This is a genomic window from Leeuwenhoekiella palythoae (assembly GCF_900130045.1).
Taxonomy (GTDB): Bacteria; Bacteroidota; Bacteroidia; order Flavobacteriales; family Flavobacteriaceae; genus Leeuwenhoekiella; species Leeuwenhoekiella palythoae.
This window is the reverse complement of record NZ_FQXT01000002.1, coordinates 807,938-830,302: the sequence shown is the minus strand read 5'-3', so window position 1 is coordinate 830,302 and position 22,365 is coordinate 807,938. Positions and strand designations below refer to the sequence as shown.

The following is a 22,365-nucleotide window of genomic DNA, read 5'->3' as shown; positions in this document are numbered from 1 at the left end:
TATTTATTGGCAACGCCATAAGATTTAATATTCCGAATTTGTATCCTTACAACACTTGAAAACCGAATGCGTAAGGATCTTCGGTATCAATAGTCATTGTATTGTGACCATACACTCTGGCCCAACCTTTTATACTTGGGATCACCGCTTCAAAATCCCCTACTCGGGTGACTTCTTCTACCCGACCTGTAAATTTTGAACCTATAAAACTCTCGTGAATAAAATCGGTATGCGGCTGAATGATCCCTTTGGCATGCAATTGTGCGATACGTGCCGAAGTTCCCGTTCCGCAAGGAGAACGATCGATGGCTTTATCTCCATAAAAAACCGCATTACGCCCCGAAGAAGAAGGATCGAGCGGGTTACCGGTCCACAACATGTGGCTTACGTCACGTATGGTTTCATTTTCAGGATGCACAAAATGATCTTTGTATTTTGCATTAATCTTTTCCCGTAAAATCTTGCTTAGGCTAATGATCTTCGAAGCATTATAATCGTGTACACCACTAAAATTCTCCTGTGGGTCAACGATCGCATAATAATTTCCTCCATAAGAAACATCAAATTTTAAAGTCCCTAATTCATCACAATCTATCGTCAAATCACGAGCAGCCAGATAACTTTTTACGTTGGTCAGTTTTACCCAATCTACCTTTTTACCGGTTTGTTGATATTCAATCTCTACCAAGCCGGCAGGAGCTTCCATTCTGATTTTACCGGGGGTTTTAGGGATGACTAGGCCTTCTTCAATGGCGATGGTAATGGTTCCGATGGTGCCGTGGCCGCACATAGGAAGGCAACCGCTGGTTTCAATAAACAGAATCGCAAAGTCATTTGCCGGGTCGTGCGGCGGAAACAAAATACTCCCGCTCATCATATCGTGACCGCGCGGCTCAAACATTAATCCGGTGCGAATCCAGTCATATTCTTTCAGAAAATGCTGGCGTTTCTCGCTCATGGTTTTGCCCGCTAATGCAGGGCCACCCGTTTTTACCACACGCACAGGGTTACCACAAGTGTGCGCATCTATACATTCAAAAGTGTGTACAGCCATTCTTTAATTCACGTATTATATGTTCTATTTTACTAATGCTTCTTTTGCTTTGCTTATGTACGCATTAACCTGTTCTTCTAAAATGGGTAAAGTCACCGTACCTTCACCTAAGATCACTTCGTGAAACGCACGTATATCAAAGTCTTCTCCCAATTCATTCTTCGCTTTTTCGCGCAGCTCACGTATTTTGAGTTCGCCTATTTTATAACTCAACGCCTGCCCCGGCCAACCGATATAACGATCAGTCTCCGTATTGATCTCGTGGATCGAAAGCGCGGTATTTTGCGACATATAATCTACCACCTCTTGGCGCGACCAACCCATAGCGTGAATCCCCGTGTCTACCACCAAGCGGCACGCCCGCCACATCTCATAGGTAAGCTGCCCAAATTTCTCGTAAGGCGTGCGATAAATTCCCATCTCATCAGCGAGGTATTCGGCGTATAAGCCCCAACCTTCACCGTAAGCAGACAAGTATAAATTGCGTCTAAACTGCGGAATACTATCACTTAACTCTTGGTTGAGCGCTCCTTGAATATGATGTCCCGGTGCGGCCTCATGCGCTGTTAATGCCGGAAGCGTATACAGCGTACGACTGTCTAATTTGTAAGTGTTTACTAAATAATGCCCCGCCTGTGTCCCGTTTATACTACTGCCAGAATATCTTCCGCCTGTGTATTTTGGAGCGATAGCGTCAGGAACTTTGATCACTCCGTAAGGTTGTCTGGGTAACTTGGAGAAAAATGCCGGTAACTCATTATCTACTCGCTTGGCAATATCTCTGGCGTGCATCAACAACGCATCTTCGGTAGTTACAAAAAACTGATCATCAGTGCGTAAAAACTCTAAGAAGTCTGCAAACGAACCTTCAAAATCTACTTCTTCGATGATCTTTTCCATCTCAGCTTTGATGCGCGCAACTTCTTTCAACCCTAATTCGTGAATTGATTGTGCAGTGTAGTCTTTTGAGGTTGTGTAAAAATCAATTCGATTCTGATAGAATTCCTTTCCGCCGGGACGAGAAGAAACACCAATTTCGTCTCGGGTTTGCGGCAAATATTCGGTTTCAAAAAAGGTTTTGATCTTTTTGAAACTCGGTACCACACTATCTGCAATCACTTGCTGCGCCGCATTTAAAAGCGAATCTTTTCGTGCTGCGGAAATACTTTCCGGCAAGGCTAAAAACGGCGAGTAAAAATAGCTTTCGGTAGGATCTTCAACAATATGCGTATTGTAGGTAGACTCGTAGCCGTTGAAAATAATCTTAGGCTGATTGATGCCTTCTTTTAAGCCTTTTCGCATCAGCGCAAATTGACTTTCCGTAAAGTAAGGAATGGCTTTCAACCGGTTTAAATAACCCACAGCCTGCTGATAGCTGTTGATAGGCCGCACCTGATAATTGAGATTCAAATGAAATCCCTGATCGGCTTGTAAAGGGTTAAGATACATCTTATATGTATACTCATCGATCTGATCTTGAAGTATAAACTGAAGTAATTTATACGATATGGTCTCACTTCTATTCAAAGCAGAAGCATCAACCTTTGTGAGCTTATTTAGCAATACTTGAGCAAAATCTGCTCTTTTTTTAGGCACTTCTTCATCATAGCGCCCTAACGGATAATCTTGCCAATTATAATCACGTTGACTTTGATACTCAGTAATGATGCTATCTAGGGAAACAGCATCCTGAGCTGAAACTGAAAGAGTTAAACTTGAAATAATAAAAAGAAGTAAATAGTGTCTCATACGTTTAATTATTTGATTAATAAGATACAGTAGTACTTTAAACTACTGTATCTCTTGTCTAACTCGTACTAGTTGAAGCTATCAAGCTTTACTATAGTTCCCATCAACCTTGCGAAAAATACCTAACGGATTCTCTTCTTTTAAAGCATCTGGAAGTAATTCTTGCGGCCAGTCTTGATACGAAACCGGACGTACCCAACGGTAAATCGCATCGTTACCTACCGAAGTAAATTTGGCATCAGAGGTAGATGGAAATGGCCCACCGTGATGCATTGCAGGACAAACCTCAACACCGGTAGGAACACCATTAAATAAAATTCTACCCACACGCGAACGCAAGGCATCAATCACATCTGTATATGCTGCAACTTCTGAAGTTTCCGCGATAAGCGAACCAGTAAGTTGGCCTTCTAATGCATTTAAAACCTCAAGCAGTTGTGCCTTTGAAGTACAGCTTACCAAAATTGAAAACGGTCCAAAAACTTCTGCATGCAGCATTGTATTCGCTAGAAAATCATCTCCTGTTACTTTTACCAATGCCGGTTTACCATCATTTGCACCTTCTGCTTCTAAAGTAACTGCAAGCACTTCGGTTCCTGCCGCGTCGATCATATTCTGTTTTCCGTTTTCATAAGCCGACTGAATATTAGGATGCAACATGCAATGCGCAGGTTGCTCGCCTAAATGCGCAGCCAGATTCTTACCAAACGTTTCTAATTCGTCTCCTTCAATCCCTAAGATCAAACCGGGATTGGTACAGAATTGTCCTGCGCCAAGATTGATGCTTCCTGCATATTTTTGCGCCCAGCTTTCACCATTGACTTTTAAGGCTTCCGGAAGGATCACCACTGGATTTATACTTCCCATTTCGGCATAAACCGGGATGGGCTCTTCTCTGTTCGCCCCAAGTGCAACTAAGGCTTTCCCCGCTTTTATGCTTCCGGTAAAACCAACACCTTTGATCGCAGGATGCTTAACCAGCTGCTCTCCTACTGCAATTCCTTTACTGTTCAGGTTAGAAAAAACGCCTTCTGGCATTCCTGTTTTCTGCGCTGCTTTGATAATTGCTGAAGAGACCAATTCGCCCGTCGCTGCGTGCATTGGGTGACTTTTCACCACAACCGGGCAACCAGCTGCAAGCGCGCTCGCAGTATCTCCGCCAGCGGTTGAGAACGCAAACGGAAAATTACTTGCCCCAAAAACAGCGACAGGTCCGGTCGCGATTTGCATTTTACGCAAATCAGGTTTTGGTGCAGGAGTACGCTCGGGATTACCGTGATCAATGGTGGCTTGCACCCAATCTCCTTGTTCTAACAAAGAAGCAAACGCATTAAGCTGACCTATAGTTCTACCGCGCTCTCCCATCGCACGACCTTCGGGAAGGCCCGATTCGGTGGTGTAGGTGTCGATCAATTGCTGACCTAAAGCTTCGATCTCTTCGCCAATTGCTCTTAAGAATGTTGCACGTTCTTTATCAGACTTATGTTTATACACTTCAAAAGCTTCCGCAGCTAATTGTGCGGCAGCATCAACTTCGCTCTCGGTAGCTTCGGTAAATTGCCACTCATTCTCAATATTGAGCTTTGGGTTGATCGTTGTATAAGTCGTTTTTCCCTCCGCAGAAATTTTACTTCCTATATAATTCTTTCCTGTAATCATTTGTATCAATTTCTTTTTAATCGCTTAAACTGCCTTAAGCTTGTTTACGCCAAAAGCACCACAGTTGCGGTGCTTTTAATTAAACTATAATTTGTGCTTTAAAAGGTTTTATAAAACCTCAAAAAAAATGAGTCGTCAGCTATTATGTCAAGTCTTGAAAATCGCCAAACCGTTGATAGCTAAACTTAAAATCTAATTTTAAACGAACGCAGCCTCCGACTCATTTTATCCACCAAATAATCTTTTAATTTATATTGAATTACGCCAGCTCTTGCTGCGTATTAAGGCCTTTGTATTCTGGTAAAGTAGGTCTGTTTGCTAAACCTTCTTCAATAATTTTTATCACTTCTTCGCGACGAGTACCAGCTAATGGTAAACGCGGTGCGCGCACGTGCTCAGAACCAATTTTAGTATACACTTCTGCAAGCTTGATATTTTGTACAAGTTGTGCGTCGATATCTAATTCTAAAAGTGGTAAGAACCAGCGATAGATCGCTAAAGCCTCATCAATACGACCTGCTTTTTGTAATTCGTAGATCGCAACCGTCTCAGCAGGGAATGCACAAACCAAACCGGCTACCCAACCGTCTGCGCCCATCAACAAGCTTTCTAACGCCAAAGTATCTACACCGGTCATAATCTTTAAACGATCACCAAAACGGTTTTTAATACGGGTTACATTAGAGATGTCTCGTGTAGATTCTTTCACCGCCTGAATATTTGGCTCTTCAAGCAACTCTTCAAACATATCAAGCGTCACTTCAATCTTATAGTCAACCGGGTTGTTATACACCATAATTGGTAACGACGTACTTTGTGCAACCGCTTTAAAATAAGCGACAACCTCACGATCGCTCGCTTTATAACGCATAGGAGGCAACATCATTAAACCTGCAGCTCCATCTTCTTCTGCTTGTTTTGCTGCAGCAATAGCCCCTTTTGTAGTTTGCTCTGCGATGTTCATCATTACCGGCACAGAACCCGCAACGATCTCAACAGTTTTACGTGTTAAAATACTTTTTTCCTCGTCAGTTAAAGTACTGGCTTCGCCTAGGGTTCCACCTAAAACAATTCCGTGAACGCCAGCATCAAGCTGGGCTTTGATGTTTACCTTAAATAAATCTAAATCCAGTTTATCGTCTGCTGTAAACTTTGTCGTTACTGCGGGCATCACACCCTCCCAATTGATCTGCATCGTTTCTTATGTTTATTATTGATGGTACAAATGTAGCAGGCTTCACTTCCTTTAGTTTTGTAGTATTTAACCAAAACATTGCATATTTTAGCGCAATTACACATTTTCGCTTAAAATCAACGTCAAATTCTAACCATTGAAGGTTTTACCATTTAAAATACCGAAGTCTGGCAATAACGCACTAATCCTTCAGGAAGATTTGGAGCCCTTGTTTTATGACAAGCTGCATCAGCATCCTGAAATCCAGATGAGCTATATTCTTTCAGGCACCGGGACGCTTCTTGTGGGCGATACAGTAAGTAGATTTAATCCGGGAGATGTTTTAATATTTGGTGGAAACTTACCGCACGTTTTTAGAAGTGATCCTAATCCCGAAGGACTATCCCATATGCTCACCATATTTTTTAACCGGGAAAGCTTTGGTGCGTCTTTTTTTGAGACCGAAGAATTAAAAGAGTTTGACCTGTTCTTTAAGCAAGCGGCTTCGGGTTTTAGAATTATTGATACGCAGTCACGCTTTAAAAACTACTTTACATCCATAGCCAGCGCACCCAATTTAGAGCGCTTTATGCGTTTTATGCAACTGCTTTATGCCATTTATAGCGCTCCCAAAGAACTGCTTTCTAACTTCACTAAAAACACTAAATATACCGACACCGAAGGGCAGCGTATGAGTAATGTGTTTGACTATTGCCTGAGCAATTTTAAAGAACGTATTAGTCTTGAAGAGATCGCAGACGTTGCGGTGATGAGCCCTACTGCCTTTTGCAGGTTTTTTAAAGAACGCACCAACAAAACCTTTAATCAGTTTCTGTTAGAATTGCGTATCGAGCACGCCTGCCAATTGTTGCGTACTCCAGATTCTGCGGAGTCGATTGCCAGTATTGCCTATGCGTGCGGTTTCAACTCGGTCTCTAATTTCAATAGGTATTTTAAAAAACAAAAAGGTGTGAGCCCGCGCACTTACAAAAGCGCTGAAACTACCGGATAATTTTTGTAACAATCTGAAATTCTGAGCTACTAACACCAAAACTTTTAATTATGAACAAAGGTGTTTTTGCGATGGTTATGAGTATTTCACTTTTTGCTGCAAATCTTATCGCGCTTCATTATTATCAAATTTCAGACTTCTTCTACGGAATAGGTATTGGTATCAGCCTTGGGTTGATGCTTGTCGCCTTAAAAAGGATTGCGCTTCTTAAAGGCTAATTGCAACGATTATTATTAATAATAGTCTTTATGGAAAACTTTTAGATGATACTTAACCTGCTGAATTTCTGTTATAGAAAACTTCTCCCTTTGATTATTATTTGTCTGGCCAACACAGATTTGCAAGCGCAAATTCATCCGGAAAATGAGAGCACCAAATCGAAACTAACTTTTGATCAAAATACCGATTTAACGATCTATGAAAATTTAGGGTTCTTCAGAAAATTTAAAAACACACTTACTTTTTATAATAATAAATTAGAAATGAGTTTCAGCGGAAATCTCGTTGAACAAGGACTTGCTAATTCATTTATCTCACCAGACCTTCAGTTACAGGCAGAACTTGAACTTACTTATAAATTAAGAGATAACCTTTCTATTAATAGTTTTGGGAAGTATATAACTAACCCTTTAAATAACGGCGGTAACGGACAAACGCGTTACAACCCCTTATTTGAACAAAGCGAGATAGGTTTAGAATTCAAAACCGAACTTCAAAAAAATATACAACTAGAAGTTGGCGACAAAATACTCTTAGATAACAACAATTTAAATCTTAAATCTCCGATGCGAGTGTATACTCGATTACTAAAAAAATTCTAGTATTTTATAAAGAATTAAGCTTGCCCCCATCAATAGGAATCTGCGTTCCCGTGATGTATCCCGCGCGATCAGAAGCCAAAAAGGCAACTAGATAGCCGTATTCGGCGGGATCTCCTATACGCTTAACAGGAACCGAAGCTTCTAATTGCTTTAAAATTTCTCCTTCAGAAACACCTTGCTCTTTTGCTTTTTTAGCATTTAGTGAAGTGATATTGAAATAGCCGGTTAAAATACTATTTACAGTAATGCCGAAAGTACCAGCTTCGGTAGCCAGACTTTTTGCCCAAGTCACTACAGCTGCTCGTATAGAATTGGATAATACCAAAAACGAAAGCGGTTCTTTTACAGATACTGAAGCTACATTGATGATACGTCCCCATTGCTTTTCTTTCATTGAAGCTAAAGCAAGTTCTGTAGTAAGCACCACCGTCTTAAACAACAGGTCAAAAGCCTGCTGATAATCTTCAACCTTTTTTTCAAGCGCTGTTCCCGACGGCGGACCTTGTGTATTATTTACCAGAATATCTACTGAATTCTTTACGAAATAAGCTGTAATGTTTGATTTAAACGCAGCATAATCAGTAAAATCAACCTGAAGGATTTGATGCTGCTGACCATTTTCAGTCGAGAGGCTTTGCTTAACGCTTTCTAATTTTTCTAACGAACGCGACATCAAGGTAACCCTCGCACCACTCGCCGCCAATTGCATAGCGATCGCTTTACCAATTCCTGAGGTACTCGCACCAACAAGTGCCTTCTTTCCGCTTAAATCAATATTCATAGTATTACAATTAGTAGTGTTACTTTCCAGCTTTCGATAAAACTGGTCTCGACTGCGCTCGACCTGACACGCATTTTGCTACTTATATTCTTCTCTTGTCGGACTAAACACATCTAGTAATTTACAAGGTGTTAAGGCTTTTCCGCTATGCGAAAGGTGCGGAGCGATCACCACAATATCTCCGGGATGATACACTTTGGTCGTTCCGTCAAGGGTGAACTCAAATTCTCCTTCAATCACGTGCATGATTTGCTCATTCATATGACTGTGCTCGGGTACTTGAGCCCCTTCCTCAACTTCCCAAAATGCGAGTGACGTATTTTGAGTATGTACGAGTTTGCCGTGATATCCCGGCATAATTTCTTTAGGTGCTATTTCTGAAAGTTTATACTGCATCGTATTATTTTTAATCAATGATATTTTAATTCTATATCTCAAGTCTAGTTTCCCCAGATCCTGCTCCACAAGCTCTTCAAAACCTGCTTCATCGCTTCGGGATCTCGTTCTGCTTCTTGTATTTTTAAATCGTCACCCGCAGGAATCAATTGATAACTGAAGACAAAGCGCAAATCTTTTGCATCCAGATCATAAACCCCAAACCGAAGATCATTATAATACAAATCGCCATCACGTTTCTCGATCGCATACCAACCATTTGAAATTTTATCAAGTCGCTCGATAGTTTCCGAATTCCTAAGATCACCTAATAACTGGGGATCTTTAGGTACGTATTTGAAGCTTATAGGTTGGCTATCAAAAAACGAATAATCGCCTAGCAAATACGCATCGCCTACATCAATATTGGCGTGCCACAAAATTGTATTAAACGCTGCCGGTCGCGTATCGATTTGTGTGTATTCAATCTTTTCATTTGCTAAGGCTTCTGTGAATTTCTGATAACTGATTCCTTTAAAAACTAAAGTCAGCACCATATACGCTGAACTTATTATGAGTCCGAGATTATTCCATTTTCGGCGTTTTCTGGAAGCTTTTGGTAAGCGCATTGCGAGAATTAAAAAGATCAAAAATGGCAAGGTATATAGCGGATCGATCACAAATATATTTTGGTACGCCAACCTAAGATCCAACGGCCAAAACAGCTGCGTTCCCCAAGTAGTATGCGCGTCCAAAAGCGGATGCGTCACCAATCCCCAGAAAAAGAGCCAGGACCAATCTTTCCAACCGGCTTGTGCTTTTTTATGTAGTTGCGCCACGAGCCAACCTAAAATGGGCGCCATCACAATACTAAAAATGATAGAATGACTTATTCCTCTGTGAATTTCTATCGCAGTAAGCGGATCGAGAAATTTACCCCAAATAGTATCAAGATCAGGAATTGTACCGGCGATTGCACCGTACAACATCGCTTTGTTGCCCACTTTTTTTCCTAAAACGGCTTCTCCTACCGCAGCACCCAGAACGATTTGCGTCAACGAATCCATCTATGCATCTATAATTTGCATCTTTCTGAGTAAGAAAGACGCGTTCATATTCTGGCAAATCCCTTTCTTAAAGGTGTAGTCAAAAAACAACTCGTCGTTGATGATCAGCGCATCAAAATAATAGTTCTTTACATCGTCGAGTTCGTCTGCAGCTTCACACAAACTCAGGTCGTGCGTAGCGATAATTCCGGTAGAGTTTGAAGCCACCAATTTCTCAATGAATTTTCGGGAGCCGATAGCTTTATCAGTACTGTTGGTTCCTTTTAAAATTTCGTCCAGAATGATAAAATAGGTATCCGTTTTTATCGCATTTACAATAAACTGCAAGCGCTTCAATTCTGAAAAGAAATACGATTCATCATCGGTAAGCGAGTCGCTGGTACGCATACTGGTGATCAATTTTATAGGATCATAAACCGCTTCTTTGGCACAAATAGGAAGCCCTGCATTGCTCATCACAATACTCAGAGACACCGTGCGTAAAAAGGTACTTTTACCAGCCATGTTAGCGCCGGTGATAATAAAGAACTGTTCGCTATCAATATCAAAATCGTTAGCAACCGCCTTCTTAGGATCGAGTAACGGATGCGCCAGCGCTTTTGCAGTTAGCGTATGTTTTCCTTTTTTGATTTCCGCGAAAGCGTAATCGGGATGATTAAAACTGAAATTGGCCAGGCTGTTTTGCGCATCAAAAAATGCAATCACTTCAAACCAGTTGGCAACCTCATCTGCATTCAATGCAATCCAGCGTTCTATGCGATACGATTGCCTTAAATCTGAAAGAAAAAAGGAATTTATAAATACGCCTACTAACATATTAGAGCGCTGATCAAGAATACCCAGCATTTTTGAAAACTGCTCAATTACCGCCGAAGCTTTTGCCTTTTGAGACTTAACCTTATCCTGCTCTTTTTTGAGGTAAACCGACGTAAACTCTTGCTCTTCTAACAACAGCATCAATTTGAAATACTGCTCAAAAGTGGTTTGCGTTTTACCGGCTTTGTCCCAAAGGTCATTTACTTTCTTTACAAAAAACCCGTTAAGGATAAGTCCGGCAAAAAACCAATACAACACCACGGTTCCTGGAATGAGATCAAGATACGCCAACACAAAAAGAATCAGTGAAATGCCGGTAAATATGTTAGGCAGCCACTGCATGATTTTAGGTGCAAAATTGGTGTAGCCTTTAAGCCAGTTTAAAATATGCCGCGTGTCATAATTGACTTTTACCAGCCGCGCCGTAGCTCTAAATTCTTGTCGCCAGTCAGATTGTGTTGCAAGTTCTTTAACCGCTTCCTGTTTCTGCGGAATATCATCGATGTCATTGGCGGTAAGCAAGGCTGCCAATTTTTGCGCTCCACTAGCTAATCCCGTTCTGTTTAAATATTGAAAGAAAGATCCTCGCCCAAAAAGATCAATATCCTGACTAAACTCGTGCCCCGGATCTTTAAACGTATCGCCATCTGGCAAATCATAAAAATCACGATCGAGCACTCGGAGTTCAGTTTCATTAATAGCTATCATCTCCTGTAGAAAATCCCGCTTGTATTTAAGTTGTGAATGCCTCGAAACCAAGAACAGAAACAGGGCGATCTCTGCAACAATAATCGCCAGAATAACGCGCGTGTTTCCCCATAAGAAGTAAATAGCTGCAACACCCATTAAAAACACTGCGAGCCGTATCATACTGCTCGAAAGCAGTAAGGCTTGCATCTTTTTTAGCTGCTCTTGATAAATGGTAATTTTTGAGGTATAGTGGGCTCTGGGATCTTGCTGCATGCGTTAGATTGAAAATGATTAGTGTAAAGCTATATATTCAGAATCAATCCAGCCTTTTTAATTCTTCTTTTAGCTTTTTGGTAAGACTGCTTACGATGAGCTCGTAACTGTGATCAATGAATTCCTGTAGCTCTTTTGTAGTTAATTCCCCATTAAGTACCACAGTATTCCAGTGTTGTTTGTTCATATGGTATCCCGGCAACACACTCTCAGGATATTTTTCTCGTAATAGAACGGCCTCTTCAGGATCGCATTTAAGATTGATGCGCGGCTCACCGTTTTCCCAACTCGTCAAACTGCTTAGCGCAAACATTTTACCCATCACTTTAAATACCAGCGTATCTTTATCAAAAGGAAAATGCTCGGTGGTTCCGAGTTTCTTAAGGCAGTAGGTTCTATAGCATTCGATGTTCATCTTAAAACGGGTAATACATTATATGATCTTCCATCAGATAACCCTTACCGATGTCAAAATCTTCAGAATACATATTTTTAAAACCGTAGTATTCATAAAACGAAGTAGCCTTGTTATCCCGATTAACGTTAAGCGTTACACCAAGGGCTCCCGTTTTTTTAGCTTGCGCGAAAGCAAAATCCATCAAAAATCGTCCGGCTCCGGTTCCCTGTGTTTTGGGCAACACATAGATCTTATCTACTTTAGTGATTGTACCTCTCGTAGTAAGTTTTTCATTTGTATACTGTGGAATGATCGCCAGATACCCACAAGGCGCATCATTACTGTAAAGAATATAAAATATGCTGCCGGTTTCGGTTTGTTTTTTTAATGAAGCGACGCTGTACATCATCTCCATCATATAACTGATCTGCGCTTCAGAAAGAATATCTTTAAAAGTAGCGGGCCAGACCTCATCGACCAGTTGCTTTAAGACCGGCCAGTCTTTTTCTTGAACCTCTTTTACGCTAAATTGCTTTGGACTCATTCTTGTCTTTTAATTGAGGTTTTGTTGCGGTCTCCAAGGCTTTGTAATCCAATTTCCAACCGATGGTTTGCACCAGATTTTCCATCAGAGCGACCGTGCTGAGCGCTTGATTAGATGCTTCGCCAAACAATCCACTTTGTGGAACTTTATCTACAATATGCTGTTTGGCTTCGCGGTTGATTTCGGTGAGATCTGTGGATGTAAAAGGGTTTGCCCAACCTTCCTTCTTATCGTAGTATTTAAAATCCGTTTCTATGCTGAGCAATTCCGGCTGCGGGAAATCGGTTAGAATGATCGTCCTGTTTTTAATATCGGGCTGCATTTTGATTTTGGTCAGATCAAAACCTACATAGGCTTTCGCATCAATAAGCACCAAAGCTTTTTTGCTCCCTAAAAAGAGATTGAGCCATTTATCTTTTACATTCTGGTAGTGATAGATCTCAGAGAAGTCACCTTCCACCGTAATGAATTTACACACGCTGCGTATTTTTTCCATCAAAACCACAGACTGCTCTTGAGCATTTTGCTGCTTTTTAGTTTTGTTGAATCGCGTGAATATAAAATAGGCTACAATGCTTCCTATTGCTAAACCAATGAATAAATATTCCATAAAACAAAGATAAGGCTAGTTGCCAATCTCACCCAAATGCGTAAACTTAAAACCACGCTCATATTTAAGCCCGTAACCCAATATGCGATCAAAAGCAGCGTGCGCAAAAAGAATGATCCCTGCCAACTGTAAATACTCAAAATCTAAAAGAATACCGATTAAGTAAAGTGCAACTCCTAAGCTTTTTAAGTGAAACATATTGTAGCACCAAGCGCCCACTTTAGGACTCACCAAATAGCCTAACATGCCTATATCTGGCACAAAGAATAAACCTATAAACCACCACCAACTTAAGTCCAGAGTAGAAAAGAGGTATACCGCTAGAAGCAGCGCGCCGAGTTCTTCAAGTTTCAGAAGTGTTTTCACCATTAGCTCTCTAAAGTATACAGGATAGGTTTACTTGGCGCAGCATCATTCTCAAAAGAGGCGATCTGCAAATTGAGAATATAGCTACCGTCTTTAACCGTATGAGGCACGTAGATCATTTCGGTGATTGTAGCGTCAAAACGTATTTTTCCCCCGGTATACCACCAGGCCTTATGACTTGCTAAAACACCTTCGTCACGCTCGCGATCTACACTAGGCAGATCTATAAGCAAATGCTTCACGCCACACTCTTTTATGTAAGCGGTTGCATCTGCCATAAGGTAGGGCCAATTAGTATGCGACCATTTTCTGCTTTTTTTACTGCTCGTATTAGGCAACGTGCGTATTACCAGTGCTTCGGGAGTATTTGATGCCAAAGCTTTTGCCACTTGCTTTTTAGTGAACACCAAATCGTCTGCAAAAGACTCCGGCACTAACGTGATCACTTCCGCAGTAAACATAAATGTTTTTAAATGCTCGTTGATGCTGTGTACCTTTTCGGTGATGTGCCCTACACACTCGGTATGTGTGCCGTGCGCGTGCGGATTGAGATATACATTATTAAAATTCACCACAGATCCCTGCTCTACAGCTGCCACCCATTTACCTTCTTTTACCGGTTCTATTTTCGGAGCCTCCAAATACCAGGCAACGGGATTTTCTTCACCGCTAATTACAGGTATGCTCAGGTCTATGGGTTTTGAAAAGTCTACGGAATATTCAGTCTGATTTATAGTAATTTTCGCTTGCATAGGCTTGTTCTGGCTGGTTCACCTGAATAAGTTACTATTTTCGCAGATTGTTACAGTAAAATCTCAGGAAAGATTGAGTATAAATAAGTCACTCGCTAGACCATCACTTAAAAACTTTCCTTTTTTAGTCACCACAATGCGGTCATCATCTAAAAACAATAGATGTTCCTCTATATGCTTTTGCGCTTGCTGCAACACATAGGTTCTAAATTTTAAACCGAAATCCTTCTCGATCTTTTCTAGCGAAACTCCCCAAATCGTGCGCAACCCGGTCATCACATACTCGTTATATTTATCTGTAGTTGAAAGGGTTTCTCGCTCTATCGGAAGCGAATCAGCAGCAATGGCTTTTATGTATTTAGGGTTGTTATTGATATTCCAGCTGCGGGTGTTACCATCGAAGCTGTGCGCCGATGGACCAATCCCCAGATAAGGCTTCCCGGTCCAATACGCCGTGTTATTCTGCGAGAAATAACCCGGTTTTCCAAAATTGGAAAACTCATAATTCTCAAATCCGGCTTGCTCCATTTTTGCGAGCAAAATTTCAAAATGCCGTTGTGCTACCGCATCATCAACCGGTTTTACCACACCTTTCTCAATAAACTTTTGTAACGCCGTATTAGGCTCTACCGTCAATGCATAACTTGATATATGCGGAATACCCAGTGCGAGGGCTTGATCTAGATTCTCTTGCCAGCGTGCATCGCTCATATCAGGCATTCCGTAAATAAGGTCTATCGAAATATTATCAAAATACTGCTTCGCAAGTTGCAAACAACGTAAAGCTTCAGTGGCATTGTGCGCACGATTCATCAACTTGAGATCTTCTTCAAAAAAAGACTGCACCCCAATACTGAGTCGGTTAATGCGAGAAGCTGCAAGCATTATAAGTTTAGCTTCGGTAAGGTCATCAGGATTGGCTTCGAGTGTGATCTCCGGTGCTTCTACTACCTCAAAATGATCGTCAATGGTTTTAAAAATCTGCTGAAGATCTTCAGCGTCTAATAAACTTGGCGTACCACCACCAAAATAAATGGTTTGCAAGGGCCCGCGGATTTCCTCCTTTCGCAGAACCATTTCTTTGCATAACGCATTGACGAGTTCGCTTTTCTTTTTTAACGACGTCGAAAAATGAAAATCGCAATAGTGACACGCCTGTTTGCAAAAAGGAATATGAATGTAAAGCCCCGCCATAACTACTAATCGCTACTTTTTTACACGCTTTTCATTCTGCTTTACAAAAGCCTCCCAACCGGTGTAACTTTTGCCGGCAACGGTTTTCCCAGAGTTGAAATGGTGACACACCGCAGCGGCCAGACCATCTGTACTATCCAAATTTTTAGGTAATGTTTTTAAACCTAAAAGGCTTTGTAGCATTTTTGCTACCTGTTCTTTACTGGAGTTTCCGTTACCGGTAATCGCCATTTTTATTTTTTTAGGAAGATATTCAGTCACCGGAATTTGGCGTGACAAGCCCGCAGCCATCGCGACGCCTTGCGCACGACCCAGTTTTAACATCGACTGTACATTTTTTCCAAAAAACGGCGCTTCGATCGCCATCTCATCAGGATGATAGGTATCAATCAGCTCCACCGTACGTTCAAAAATAAGTTTGAGCTTCACATACGGATCGTCATATTTTTTTAGCATCAACTCGTTAAGCTGCATAAACTGCATCTTTTTATCAACCACTTTGATCAGGCCAAAACCCATAATGGTCGTACCGGGATCGATTCCTAAAATGATTTTTTCTGATTTCAAACGCTAATTTTTTACATCTTTGAAGCTTTCGCAAAGCTAAACATTATAAGCGTGATCCTTGTTGCAGCCTTCATATTCCTATACACAATTCTCATTGCCGCACTTTGTGTTGGTTTTTTTAGATGGAAACCATTTTTACCAGAACAGGTTTCTACTGAAAACGCCACCTGCTTTTCGGTGATTATTCCGTTTAGGAATGAAGCCAAACACCTTCAGGCGTTATTAGAATCTTTAAATAATCTGAATTACAACGACCAACATTTCGAGGTGCTCTTAGTCAACGATGCTTCTACCGATGCTTCTTTAGCAGTGATTGAAGCATTCCAGAACACGAGCAAGTTGCACATAAAAGTTTTAGACAATGAGCGCTTTTCGGCTTCTCCAAAAAAAGACGCGCTTACCAAAGGAATCTCACAAGCCAAATTTGAGTGGATCATTACCACCGATGCAGATTGTACGATTGCTCCCGGCTGGTTAGCTATGTATCATCAGGCTATAATTCAAAAATCTGAATTGCAATTTATCGCCGGACCTGTACTTTTTTCAAATGCAAAAAACAGTCTTCTGGGGAGCTTTCAGCAATTAGATTTTTTAAGTCTGCAAGGCGCGACGATAGGCAGTTTTGGTTTAGGCCAGGCCTTTATGTGTAACGGCGCCAATCTTGCGTTTGCTAAAACCCAATTTCAGCAGTTGAATGGATATCAATATACAGATCACATCGCCAGTGGAGATGATGTATTTTTAATGCAAAAATTCATTAAAAATGATGCTAAGCAGGTAGGTTATCTAAAAACTTCAAAAGCTTTGGTGATCACAGCTCCTCAGCTGCATTTAGCTGCACTGATCGCTCAAAGAAAAAGGTGGGGCGCAAAAGCCAGCGCCTATACCAGTGTCTTTGCCATTTTGACCTCAATAGTTGTTTTCACAGGAAACCTTGCCGTTTTGTTGCTTCCTTTTTATGCTTCAGCAGGGTGGATTTTACTTTTGAAAGTTGGTATTGATGTGGTTCTAATCACACAAACTGCGCGTGAGTTCAATCAAAAAAAACCGCTATGGCATTTGATTTGGGTTGTTTTTGTGTATCCCTTTTTTACAGTGTTTATTGCACTTGCAAGTCAAACAGGAAGCTTTGTATGGAAAGGGCGTACTTTTAAAAAGTGAGATCAGTCCACTTTGACAACCACGGGCATTTTAAAAGCAGTTTTTACAGGAATACCGCGTTTATTTGCTGCGGAAATTTGAGGCAAAGAGTCCAGACTATCTTTAAGCCAGCGTTCTAATTCAGGGAGTTGTAGCGCAATGGTATCTGGTATTTCAGCACGGTCGATATTCAGGTTTCCTACTTCAGAAATACTTAAATACAACCAGATCGTATCGTTTAATTCTGACTCAACGATCACCATTTTGTTGGAAAGCTGTCGTTGAAAGTTAAGTGCCAATTCGGTTTTAAAGCACTGATATCTTGCATTTTGATCTTCTAACGTATCGCAACTCGCAAAAGAGGGATATTCATCCACCTCGCTCATATTGATCGCCTTGAGTTCTTCTTCTGCCAAAACCTCTGAAGACACTTTTTTGGTCTCAAGGTCTTTACAGCCTGTTACGCAAACGGCAATCGCCAAAAGAACTAGAAATCTAAACATGTAAAATCTCGAAAATCTTGCACAAAGATGTGAAAACGTGCGGTATAAAACTAAACAATATCTGTTTTAAAAACGATATCCCAAGCTAAATTCTACGCCTTCGGCCTTTGCGCCGTGTGCTTTTACCGTTACCGCAGCAAAAACATCATCGGTAAAATAACGCTTCAGCCCCAGGCGATTATACAATCGGTTTTCAAACTCGTAAGGATAATAAATATAATACCCCAAATGCGAAACAAACGCAACCTTATTAAAGCGCAGCTCGTGCCCGATAAAAAGCCCAACCCGTTTCCAATCTTCATCGCCGCTCACGCCCAACTCAGGGAACGATGCAGCCTGAAGCTTGATCAGCTCTTTAAAGAAATAGGCAAAAAACACATCTGTACCGGCGACCAGCGTGCTTTTGTGATTGATGCGTTTATCTGCAAATGCTGAAACCACAAAAAATGGAAACTGCCCCTGCCCTACAATATCGCTTTCATTAGCCCCGCCACGCAAAACCAAATTATAATGAACAGGTTCAGTAAATTTTGTACGCTCACCTTCTGGAATATGATCAGGAAATTCCTCGTAATCGAGATTGTAATTGACACCAACGTTAAAGGCAAACGTATTGGTACTATTATTAGGCGCACGCAAGTTTGCATTGCTATAGTGAATGATCGTAAAACCCGTATTCAAGCCAAATCCTTTGTACAAATTCTGCTTGTTGTATTGAAGCGCTATGTACGTTGAGCTAAGTAATTTGGTCCCATAAGCGTTGTTGATGTAATTGGTTTCAGGATCGTACGGGCTGCCGGCAATAGCAACACCCTGACCAATCCTGAAATACGCATTTCGGTTTAAAAAATAGAAATTGAAATGTCCATAGAAGCTTATATTCTCGCCCAGATATTCGTTATGCAGATCCTGATAGGCCATTGAAAATCCCCAATCAGGATAATTATAACGACGCTCCCATTCATTAAATCCGTAAGTTTTTCGGTTGTAACTTAAAATAAAACCTGTAGGATGTCCCGTGATCAAATGATTGATATCAGGATTATGCTCAAGAATGCTTCCATAGAAAAAAGAAGCATCTAGCGAAACCGGCTTTTTTTCTTCAGTAAAATCTAGTTCTTGCGCACTAAGGCCAAAAGAGAACATCAGGACAGCAAGAAAAAGAATTCTCATAAAGCGTTAATCTTCAAAAATTAATCGGCCCGTGTAGCGCTCTTCAACGTCTACTATTGGCGGGCGATTTACTGCGATCACATCACCGGTACCCGTGATAACTCCGGTTAAACTTTGCTGCGGATTCACGATCATTTTATTGGGAGCGCGGTGATAAATATCAATATTCTGAACCACAAAATCCCGACCTTCAAAACGCGGGTTCTCATTTTGAAACCCGAGATTCATATTTTCAGCTTCTCCTGTCATGTAAAACACACTTTTACCATTGGCATCAATGCGTAAATTTTCGGTATCCAGATCTAAGTGAAACTCCCCATTCTTTCGTAAAATCACATCAAGGTTGATCGAAGTATTGCTCACCAAATACAGTTCAGGAAACACTAAAGTCCCGTCGCTGTAAATCTCTCTTGAAGAATTATGACGGATTTCGGTAAGGTTAGGCACGGTTACAAAAACCTCAAAATTGCCATACTCGCGCACCAGATTGCAGCGGTTATCATTGCGCAGCACCAAAACCCCATTTTGCACTTCAATAAGTGCCTCGTTTACCAGATTTTTACCGGTGCGCAACAGCACTTTATACTCCTCGCCCTGTTTGATGTGCACGATCACCTCAGCCTCAGCTCTCAGCTTAGTAAACTCAGGAACTTCGTATTCAACTTCTACCGTCTCGCCAGAAGTCTGAAAGCAATCTTCGGCATTTTCAGAATTACATGAAACAAGCACTATAAACAGCACTAAAATGATCTTTTGCATGTATCAACAACTTTTGTGAGCAAATTACGGCAAAAAGAAGCAGAACCCCGCATTTATATTTTAAGCTCAAAAATAAAATGAGAATATAAACCCGCCTTTTAGGAGATTTATTGAAATTTGGCGCTGTAAATAGTTTTTATTTTGACGAAAAAATTCTACTTCGTTTTAGCCTCGATCTTTATCGTGATGCTCGTGGGCATCAGCCAAGGCGGACTCACAGAAAGCAGTGAAGCTCGCTATGCCGAAATTGGCAGAGAGATGGCATTAAGCAACGATTTTTTGCATCCTAGAATGTTAGGCATAGGCCATTATCATAAACCGCCCGTTACCTATGCGATAACGGCTCTTGGTTATAAGGTCTTTGGTTTTAATGAATTTGGAGCACGCTTTTTTCTAGCGGTCGCATTACTGCTTCAGCTGTTGCTTGTTTATAAAATGGGTAAACTTTGGTTTGAAGATCGCAAAACCGGAATTTTTGCCGCGCTGATCTATTTTACCTTTCCTATAGTACTGGCGAGTGTTTTAAACCTTACAACAGACGCCTATCTCAACACCTTTATTTTATCAAGTATTTACTGCTTTCTTGTTGCTAAACTCAAGAAGAAGAAAGGCTTTTTATATCTGGGCTACGCGCTTCTAGGTATCGCTTTTCTAATCAAAGGTCCGGTGGCATTTTTACCCGTCGCCCTATTTATGATCTGTTATAAAATAAGCACAAAAGAGCCGATAAAACCTTCTAAACACACGGTTTTAGGCATCCTTTTATTATTGGGTATTTCTGCATCTTGGTTTATCGCTATTGTTTTAGAAAAACCTAATCTGCTTGATCATTTTATTGAAGATCAAATCGTAAAACGCAGTGTTGATGCTTCGCAATTTAAACGCAGTAAACCCTTCTGGTATTACCTTGCTTTTGCGCCATTGCTCTGCCTACCTTGGACTGTACCATTTGTTTACGTACTTATCGCAAAGCGGAAGCGCTTAACTTTCACTCCACAACTCAAAACTTTAGGATTTTCCTGTTTAGCGATTCTTCTGGTGTTCTCACTGTTTTCTTCAAAACTCATTTTTTATATTTTACCGCTGTATCCTTTACTGGCGCTATTTTTTGCCGGTGTTTACAAACAGGTCTTAGAACACGAAAAAAACTATTTTCTACTAACTTACAAAGTAGGCTTTGGAATTTTAACCGGAATGGCAATCGAATTGCTCTGTATTCCCACATTTGAATACAAAATTTGGTTTAGCATACTTGCGCTAGCAGCAATAGGAAGCTATTTCTACTGGTGGAATTTTAAAACTAAAGCCTCAAAAAGCACACGGCTCTTTGCCTTAAGTACAGGGGCAACACTCATTTTATTGCTGTTGTATTTCAGTTTTGCACCTCAAAACGAACTCTTATTACGCAGTTTTAAACCGCAATATGCTTTTATCGAAAAGCAAAGAAAGGACACAAAGGATTACAAAGTGATTGTCTACGATTATCGCCTACCTTCTGCGGCATTTTATTTGGGAGATCGCATCGTCACTGTGACCAACACCAATTACGAGTCGTTACGCGATACGCGATTTGAAAGAGATTCTAGCTGGACGCAATCCTACATTGATCTTAGAGATCCAAACAACTATGAGCGTTTTAAAAGCTTACTGAAAGACTCTACAAATATTATAATCACAAAAGATCGCAGGCCTATTCCTGATAGTTTAGAATATCTGACCAAGCATTTTGAGGTTGAAGCATTTGGCGACTGGCGCGTGCACTATTAAAGTCTGATCCCTATCCCAAACTCAACAGCTTCGGCTTTTGCACCGTGAGATTTTAAAGTAATCGCTCCAAAAATATTCTCGGTAAAATGACGCTTGAGTCCGCCTCTAAAATATACGCGGCCCTCAAAATCATAATCGTAATAGGCATAATAACCAAACTGCGTCACGAAAGAGTTTTTATTAAAATGCAATTCGTGCCCTACAAAAACTCCGGCGCGCTTCCAATCTTCATCACCTTTAGTACCATATTGCTGGGCAAAAGCAATGGATTCATACTCGATCTGATCTTTTAAAAACGGACTCAAAAACAGATCGGCTCCTACCATTAAACTGCTTTTATGCGTTATACGCTTATCTAAGAAGGAAGAAACCACCAGAAATGAGCGGCGCCCTAAACCTATGTAATCACTTTCATTAACACCGGTACGCAAGGCTAAATTCCATTTTATGGGCTCAGTATACCGGCTTTTAACTTTAGGAATATATTCCGGGAACTCGTCATCGTCCAATTGGTAATTCAATCCAATATTGAAGGTAAAAGAATTGGTACTCGCATTAGGAGCCCGCACATTTGCGTTAGAGTAATGTACTAGCGTAATCCCTGTTTGCAAGCCAATACGATCAATGATATTAGGCTGCTGATAATTGAGCATCACATATGTTGAACTCAACAAAGTGGATCCGTAGGCATTATTTCTAAAGTTATCGTCAATATCAAAAGGCTTTGTGGTAAAGGCAATTCCTTGTGCAATACGCACCATCAAATGCCTGTTGAGCGCATAAAAATTAAAATGCCCGTACAAACCATAATTCTCTCCTAAATATGGATTCTTCTGATCTTGAGACACAAAAGAAAACCCATAATCAGGATAGTTATAGCGTGCTTCCCAATCATTAAAACCGTAAGTTCTTCGGTTGTAGGCTAAAATAAAACCCGTGGGATGCCCGGTTATAAGATGCGAAATATCTTTATTATGCTCGAGAATGCTTCCGTAGGTATAATTAAGATCAAAACTATAAGGTTTTACTTCTTCCTGGCTGTATACCGAAACAAAACACAATAAGGCAACAATAAACTTGTAATTCATTCTCTAAAAGATATCCGGCAAATGTATCAAATAT

At 40.8% G+C, this 22,365-nt stretch carries 24 protein-coding genes; 5 read left to right on the top strand and 19 right to left on the bottom strand.

Going from position 1 to position 22,365, the window contains the following annotated elements; genetic code table 11:
- Positions 1 to 46: 46 nt before the first annotated feature.
- The 4 genes from BUA96_RS07140 to BUA96_RS07125 all read right to left on the bottom strand — a co-directional run bounded on the left by BUA96_RS07140 (position 47) and on the right by BUA96_RS07125 (position 5,657).
- Positions 47 to 1,054 carry a 4-hydroxyproline epimerase gene (locus tag BUA96_RS07140; RefSeq protein WP_072981688.1) on the bottom strand — a complete coding sequence of 336 codons (1,008 nt, stop codon included), beginning with the start codon at positions 1,052 to 1,054 and terminating at the stop codon, positions 47 to 49.
- Between the two features lie 24 nt (positions 1,055 to 1,078).
- A complete protein-coding gene (locus BUA96_RS07135; protein ID WP_072981686.1) occupies positions 1,079 to 2,803 on the bottom strand; it encodes a DUF885 domain-containing protein in 1,725 nt (574 codons plus the stop codon).
- Positions 2,804 to 2,884: 81 nt separating this feature from the next.
- Positions 2,885 to 4,462: an aldehyde dehydrogenase (NADP(+)) gene (locus tag BUA96_RS07130; protein WP_072981684.1), complete on the bottom strand. Its 1,578-nt coding sequence runs from the start codon at positions 4,460 to 4,462 to the stop codon at positions 2,885 to 2,887.
- Between the two features lie 259 nt (positions 4,463 to 4,721).
- Entirely contained in the window at positions 4,722 to 5,657 is a 936-nt protein-coding gene (locus tag BUA96_RS07125; RefSeq protein WP_072981682.1) for a dihydrodipicolinate synthase family protein, read from the bottom strand.
- Between the two features lie 136 nt (positions 5,658 to 5,793).
- Between BUA96_RS07125 and BUA96_RS07120 the strand changes: the two genes are divergently transcribed.
- From BUA96_RS07120 to BUA96_RS07115, 3 genes are read left to right on the top strand one after another with little or no spacing between them, the layout of a single operon-like run.
- Complete coding sequence (locus tag BUA96_RS07120) at positions 5,794 to 6,648, top strand: AraC family transcriptional regulator (protein WP_072981680.1); 855 nt, start codon at positions 5,794 to 5,796, stop codon at positions 6,646 to 6,648.
- 50 nt (positions 6,649 to 6,698) lie between these two features.
- Complete coding sequence (locus tag BUA96_RS17270) at positions 6,699 to 6,866, top strand: hypothetical protein (protein ID WP_164916917.1); 168 nt, start codon at positions 6,699 to 6,701, stop codon at positions 6,864 to 6,866.
- A 45-nt stretch (positions 6,867 to 6,911) separates the two neighbouring features.
- Positions 6,912 to 7,469, top strand: a complete 558-nt coding sequence (locus BUA96_RS07115) for a hypothetical protein (protein WP_128755662.1) — start codon at positions 6,912 to 6,914, stop codon at positions 7,467 to 7,469.
- A gap of 4 nt (positions 7,470 to 7,473) precedes the next feature.
- Here BUA96_RS07115 and BUA96_RS07110 read toward each other — a convergent pair whose 3' ends face one another.
- The 11 genes from BUA96_RS07110 to ruvC all read right to left on the bottom strand — a co-directional run bounded on the left by BUA96_RS07110 (position 7,474) and on the right by ruvC (position 15,901).
- Positions 7,474 to 8,250 carry an SDR family oxidoreductase gene (locus tag BUA96_RS07110; protein WP_072981676.1) on the bottom strand — a complete coding sequence of 259 codons (777 nt, stop codon included), beginning with the start codon at positions 8,248 to 8,250 and terminating at the stop codon, positions 7,474 to 7,476.
- A 78-nt stretch (positions 8,251 to 8,328) separates the two neighbouring features.
- Complete coding sequence (locus tag BUA96_RS07105) at positions 8,329 to 8,646, bottom strand: cupin domain-containing protein (RefSeq protein ID WP_072981674.1); 318 nt, start codon at positions 8,644 to 8,646, stop codon at positions 8,329 to 8,331.
- A 44-nt stretch (positions 8,647 to 8,690) separates the two neighbouring features.
- Positions 8,691 to 9,692, bottom strand: a complete 1,002-nt coding sequence (locus BUA96_RS07100; protein ID WP_072981673.1) for a metal-dependent hydrolase — start codon at positions 9,690 to 9,692, stop codon at positions 8,691 to 8,693.
- Entirely contained in the window at positions 9,693 to 11,471 is a 1,779-nt protein-coding gene (locus BUA96_RS07095) for a MutS-related protein (RefSeq protein WP_072981671.1), read from the bottom strand. It abuts the gene before it with no gap.
- A gap of 43 nt (positions 11,472 to 11,514) precedes the next feature.
- On the bottom strand, positions 11,515 to 11,886 hold the full coding sequence (locus tag BUA96_RS07090) for an MmcQ/YjbR family DNA-binding protein (RefSeq protein WP_072981669.1): 372 nt from the start codon (positions 11,884 to 11,886) through the stop codon (positions 11,515 to 11,517).
- Position 11,887: 1 nt separating this feature from the next.
- Entirely contained in the window at positions 11,888 to 12,412 is a 525-nt protein-coding gene (locus BUA96_RS07085) for a GNAT family N-acetyltransferase (protein WP_072981667.1), read from the bottom strand.
- Positions 12,393 to 13,022 carry a DUF4230 domain-containing protein gene (locus tag BUA96_RS07080; RefSeq protein WP_072981665.1) on the bottom strand — a complete coding sequence of 210 codons (630 nt, stop codon included), beginning with the start codon at positions 13,020 to 13,022 and terminating at the stop codon, positions 12,393 to 12,395. Before BUA96_RS07080 ends, BUA96_RS07085 begins: the two co-directional genes overlap by 20 nt.
- 15 nt (positions 13,023 to 13,037) lie before the next feature.
- Positions 13,038 to 13,388 (bottom strand): DUF4260 domain-containing protein, encoded by a 351-nt coding sequence (locus BUA96_RS07075; RefSeq protein WP_072981836.1) that lies wholly within the window; start codon positions 13,386 to 13,388, stop codon positions 13,038 to 13,040.
- Positions 13,389 to 13,390: 2 nt separating this feature from the next.
- Positions 13,391 to 14,140 carry a cyclase family protein gene (locus BUA96_RS07070; protein WP_072981663.1) on the bottom strand — a complete coding sequence of 250 codons (750 nt, stop codon included), beginning with the start codon at positions 14,138 to 14,140 and terminating at the stop codon, positions 13,391 to 13,393.
- 63 nt (positions 14,141 to 14,203) lie between these two features.
- Positions 14,204 to 15,334, bottom strand: a complete 1,131-nt coding sequence (hemW, locus tag BUA96_RS07065) for a radical SAM family heme chaperone HemW (RefSeq protein ID WP_072981661.1) — start codon at positions 15,332 to 15,334, stop codon at positions 14,204 to 14,206.
- A 12-nt stretch (positions 15,335 to 15,346) separates the two neighbouring features.
- The gene (ruvC, locus tag BUA96_RS07060; protein ID WP_072981659.1) at positions 15,347 to 15,901 is read right to left on the bottom strand and encodes a crossover junction endodeoxyribonuclease RuvC; all 555 of its coding nucleotides are present in this window, start codon (positions 15,899 to 15,901) and stop codon (positions 15,347 to 15,349) included.
- 51 nt (positions 15,902 to 15,952) lie between these two features.
- Between ruvC and BUA96_RS07055 the strand changes: the two genes are divergently transcribed.
- Positions 15,953 to 17,062: a glycosyltransferase gene (locus BUA96_RS07055; RefSeq protein WP_164916916.1), complete on the top strand. Its 1,110-nt coding sequence runs from the start codon at positions 15,953 to 15,955 to the stop codon at positions 17,060 to 17,062.
- 2 nt (positions 17,063 to 17,064) lie between these two features.
- Here the strand turns inward: BUA96_RS07055 and BUA96_RS07050 are convergent, their stop codons facing one another.
- The 3 genes from BUA96_RS07050 to BUA96_RS07040 form a co-directional block, all read right to left on the bottom strand.
- A complete protein-coding gene (locus tag BUA96_RS07050) occupies positions 17,065 to 17,544 on the bottom strand; it encodes a hypothetical protein (protein WP_072981656.1) in 480 nt (159 codons plus the stop codon).
- A 66-nt stretch (positions 17,545 to 17,610) separates the two neighbouring features.
- Positions 17,611 to 18,717, bottom strand: a complete 1,107-nt coding sequence (locus tag BUA96_RS07045; RefSeq protein WP_072981654.1) for an acyloxyacyl hydrolase — start codon at positions 18,715 to 18,717, stop codon at positions 17,611 to 17,613.
- Between the two features lie 6 nt (positions 18,718 to 18,723).
- A complete protein-coding gene (locus BUA96_RS07040) occupies positions 18,724 to 19,476 on the bottom strand; it encodes a head GIN domain-containing protein (RefSeq protein ID WP_072981652.1) in 753 nt (250 codons plus the stop codon).
- Between the two features lie 141 nt (positions 19,477 to 19,617).
- Here BUA96_RS07040 and BUA96_RS07035 point away from each other — a divergent pair, with 141 nt between their 5' ends.
- Positions 19,618 to 21,243 carry an ArnT family glycosyltransferase gene (locus tag BUA96_RS07035; RefSeq protein ID WP_072981650.1) on the top strand — a complete coding sequence of 542 codons (1,626 nt, stop codon included), beginning with the start codon at positions 19,618 to 19,620 and terminating at the stop codon, positions 21,241 to 21,243.
- Here BUA96_RS07035 and BUA96_RS07030 read toward each other — a convergent pair.
- Positions 21,240 to 22,331: an acyloxyacyl hydrolase gene (locus tag BUA96_RS07030; protein ID WP_072981648.1), complete on the bottom strand. Its 1,092-nt coding sequence runs from the start codon at positions 22,329 to 22,331 to the stop codon at positions 21,240 to 21,242. The two genes, BUA96_RS07035 and BUA96_RS07030, sit on opposite strands and share 4 nt — an antisense overlap.
- Positions 22,332 to 22,365 lie beyond the last annotated feature (34 nt).

What these genes read in the sequence shown, in the direction of transcription:
- BUA96_RS07140 (WP_072981688.1), bottom strand. Translation starts at nt 1,054, where the DNA reads ATGGCTGTACACACTTTTGAATGTATAGATGCGCACACTTGTGGTAAC.
- BUA96_RS07135 (WP_072981686.1), bottom strand. Translation starts at nt 2,803, where the DNA reads ATGAGACACTATTTACTTCTTTTTATTATTTCAAGTTTAACTCTTTCA.
- BUA96_RS07130 (WP_072981684.1), bottom strand. Translation starts at nt 4,462, where the DNA reads ATGATTACAGGAAAGAATTATATAGGAAGTAAAATTTCTGCGGAGGGA.
- BUA96_RS07125 (WP_072981682.1), bottom strand. Translation starts at nt 5,657, where the DNA reads ATGCAGATCAATTGGGAGGGTGTGATGCCCGCAGTAACGACAAAGTTT.
- BUA96_RS17270 (WP_164916917.1), top strand. Translation starts at nt 6,699, where the DNA reads ATGAACAAAGGTGTTTTTGCGATGGTTATGAGTATTTCACTTTTTGCT.
- BUA96_RS07115 (WP_128755662.1), top strand. Translation starts at nt 6,912, where the DNA reads ATGATACTTAACCTGCTGAATTTCTGTTATAGAAAACTTCTCCCTTTG.
- BUA96_RS07110 (WP_072981676.1), bottom strand. Translation starts at nt 8,250, where the DNA reads ATGAATATTGATTTAAGCGGAAAGAAGGCACTTGTTGGTGCGAGTACC.
- BUA96_RS07105 (WP_072981674.1), bottom strand. Translation starts at nt 8,646, where the DNA reads ATGCAGTATAAACTTTCAGAAATAGCACCTAAAGAAATTATGCCGGGA.
- BUA96_RS07100 (WP_072981673.1), bottom strand. Translation starts at nt 9,692, where the DNA reads ATGGATTCGTTGACGCAAATCGTTCTGGGTGCTGCGGTAGGAGAAGCC.
- BUA96_RS07095 (WP_072981671.1), bottom strand. Translation starts at nt 11,471, where the DNA reads ATGCAGCAAGATCCCAGAGCCCACTATACCTCAAAAATTACCATTTAT.
- BUA96_RS07090 (WP_072981669.1), bottom strand. Translation starts at nt 11,886, where the DNA reads ATGAACATCGAATGCTATAGAACCTACTGCCTTAAGAAACTCGGAACC.
- BUA96_RS07085 (WP_072981667.1), bottom strand. Translation starts at nt 12,412, where the DNA reads ATGAGTCCAAAGCAATTTAGCGTAAAAGAGGTTCAAGAAAAAGACTGG.
- BUA96_RS07080 (WP_072981665.1), bottom strand. Translation starts at nt 13,022, where the DNA reads ATGGAATATTTATTCATTGGTTTAGCAATAGGAAGCATTGTAGCCTAT.
- BUA96_RS07070 (WP_072981663.1), bottom strand. Translation starts at nt 14,140, where the DNA reads ATGCAAGCGAAAATTACTATAAATCAGACTGAATATTCCGTAGACTTT.
- hemW (WP_072981661.1), bottom strand. Translation starts at nt 15,334, where the DNA reads ATGGCGGGGCTTTACATTCATATTCCTTTTTGCAAACAGGCGTGTCAC.
- BUA96_RS07050 (WP_072981656.1), bottom strand. Translation starts at nt 17,544, where the DNA reads ATGTTTAGATTTCTAGTTCTTTTGGCGATTGCCGTTTGCGTAACAGGC.
- BUA96_RS07045 (WP_072981654.1), bottom strand. Translation starts at nt 18,717, where the DNA reads ATGAGAATTCTTTTTCTTGCTGTCCTGATGTTCTCTTTTGGCCTTAGT.
- BUA96_RS07040 (WP_072981652.1), bottom strand. Translation starts at nt 19,476, where the DNA reads ATGCAAAAGATCATTTTAGTGCTGTTTATAGTGCTTGTTTCATGTAAT.
- BUA96_RS07030 (WP_072981648.1), bottom strand. Translation starts at nt 22,331, where the DNA reads ATGAATTACAAGTTTATTGTTGCCTTATTGTGTTTTGTTTCGGTATAC.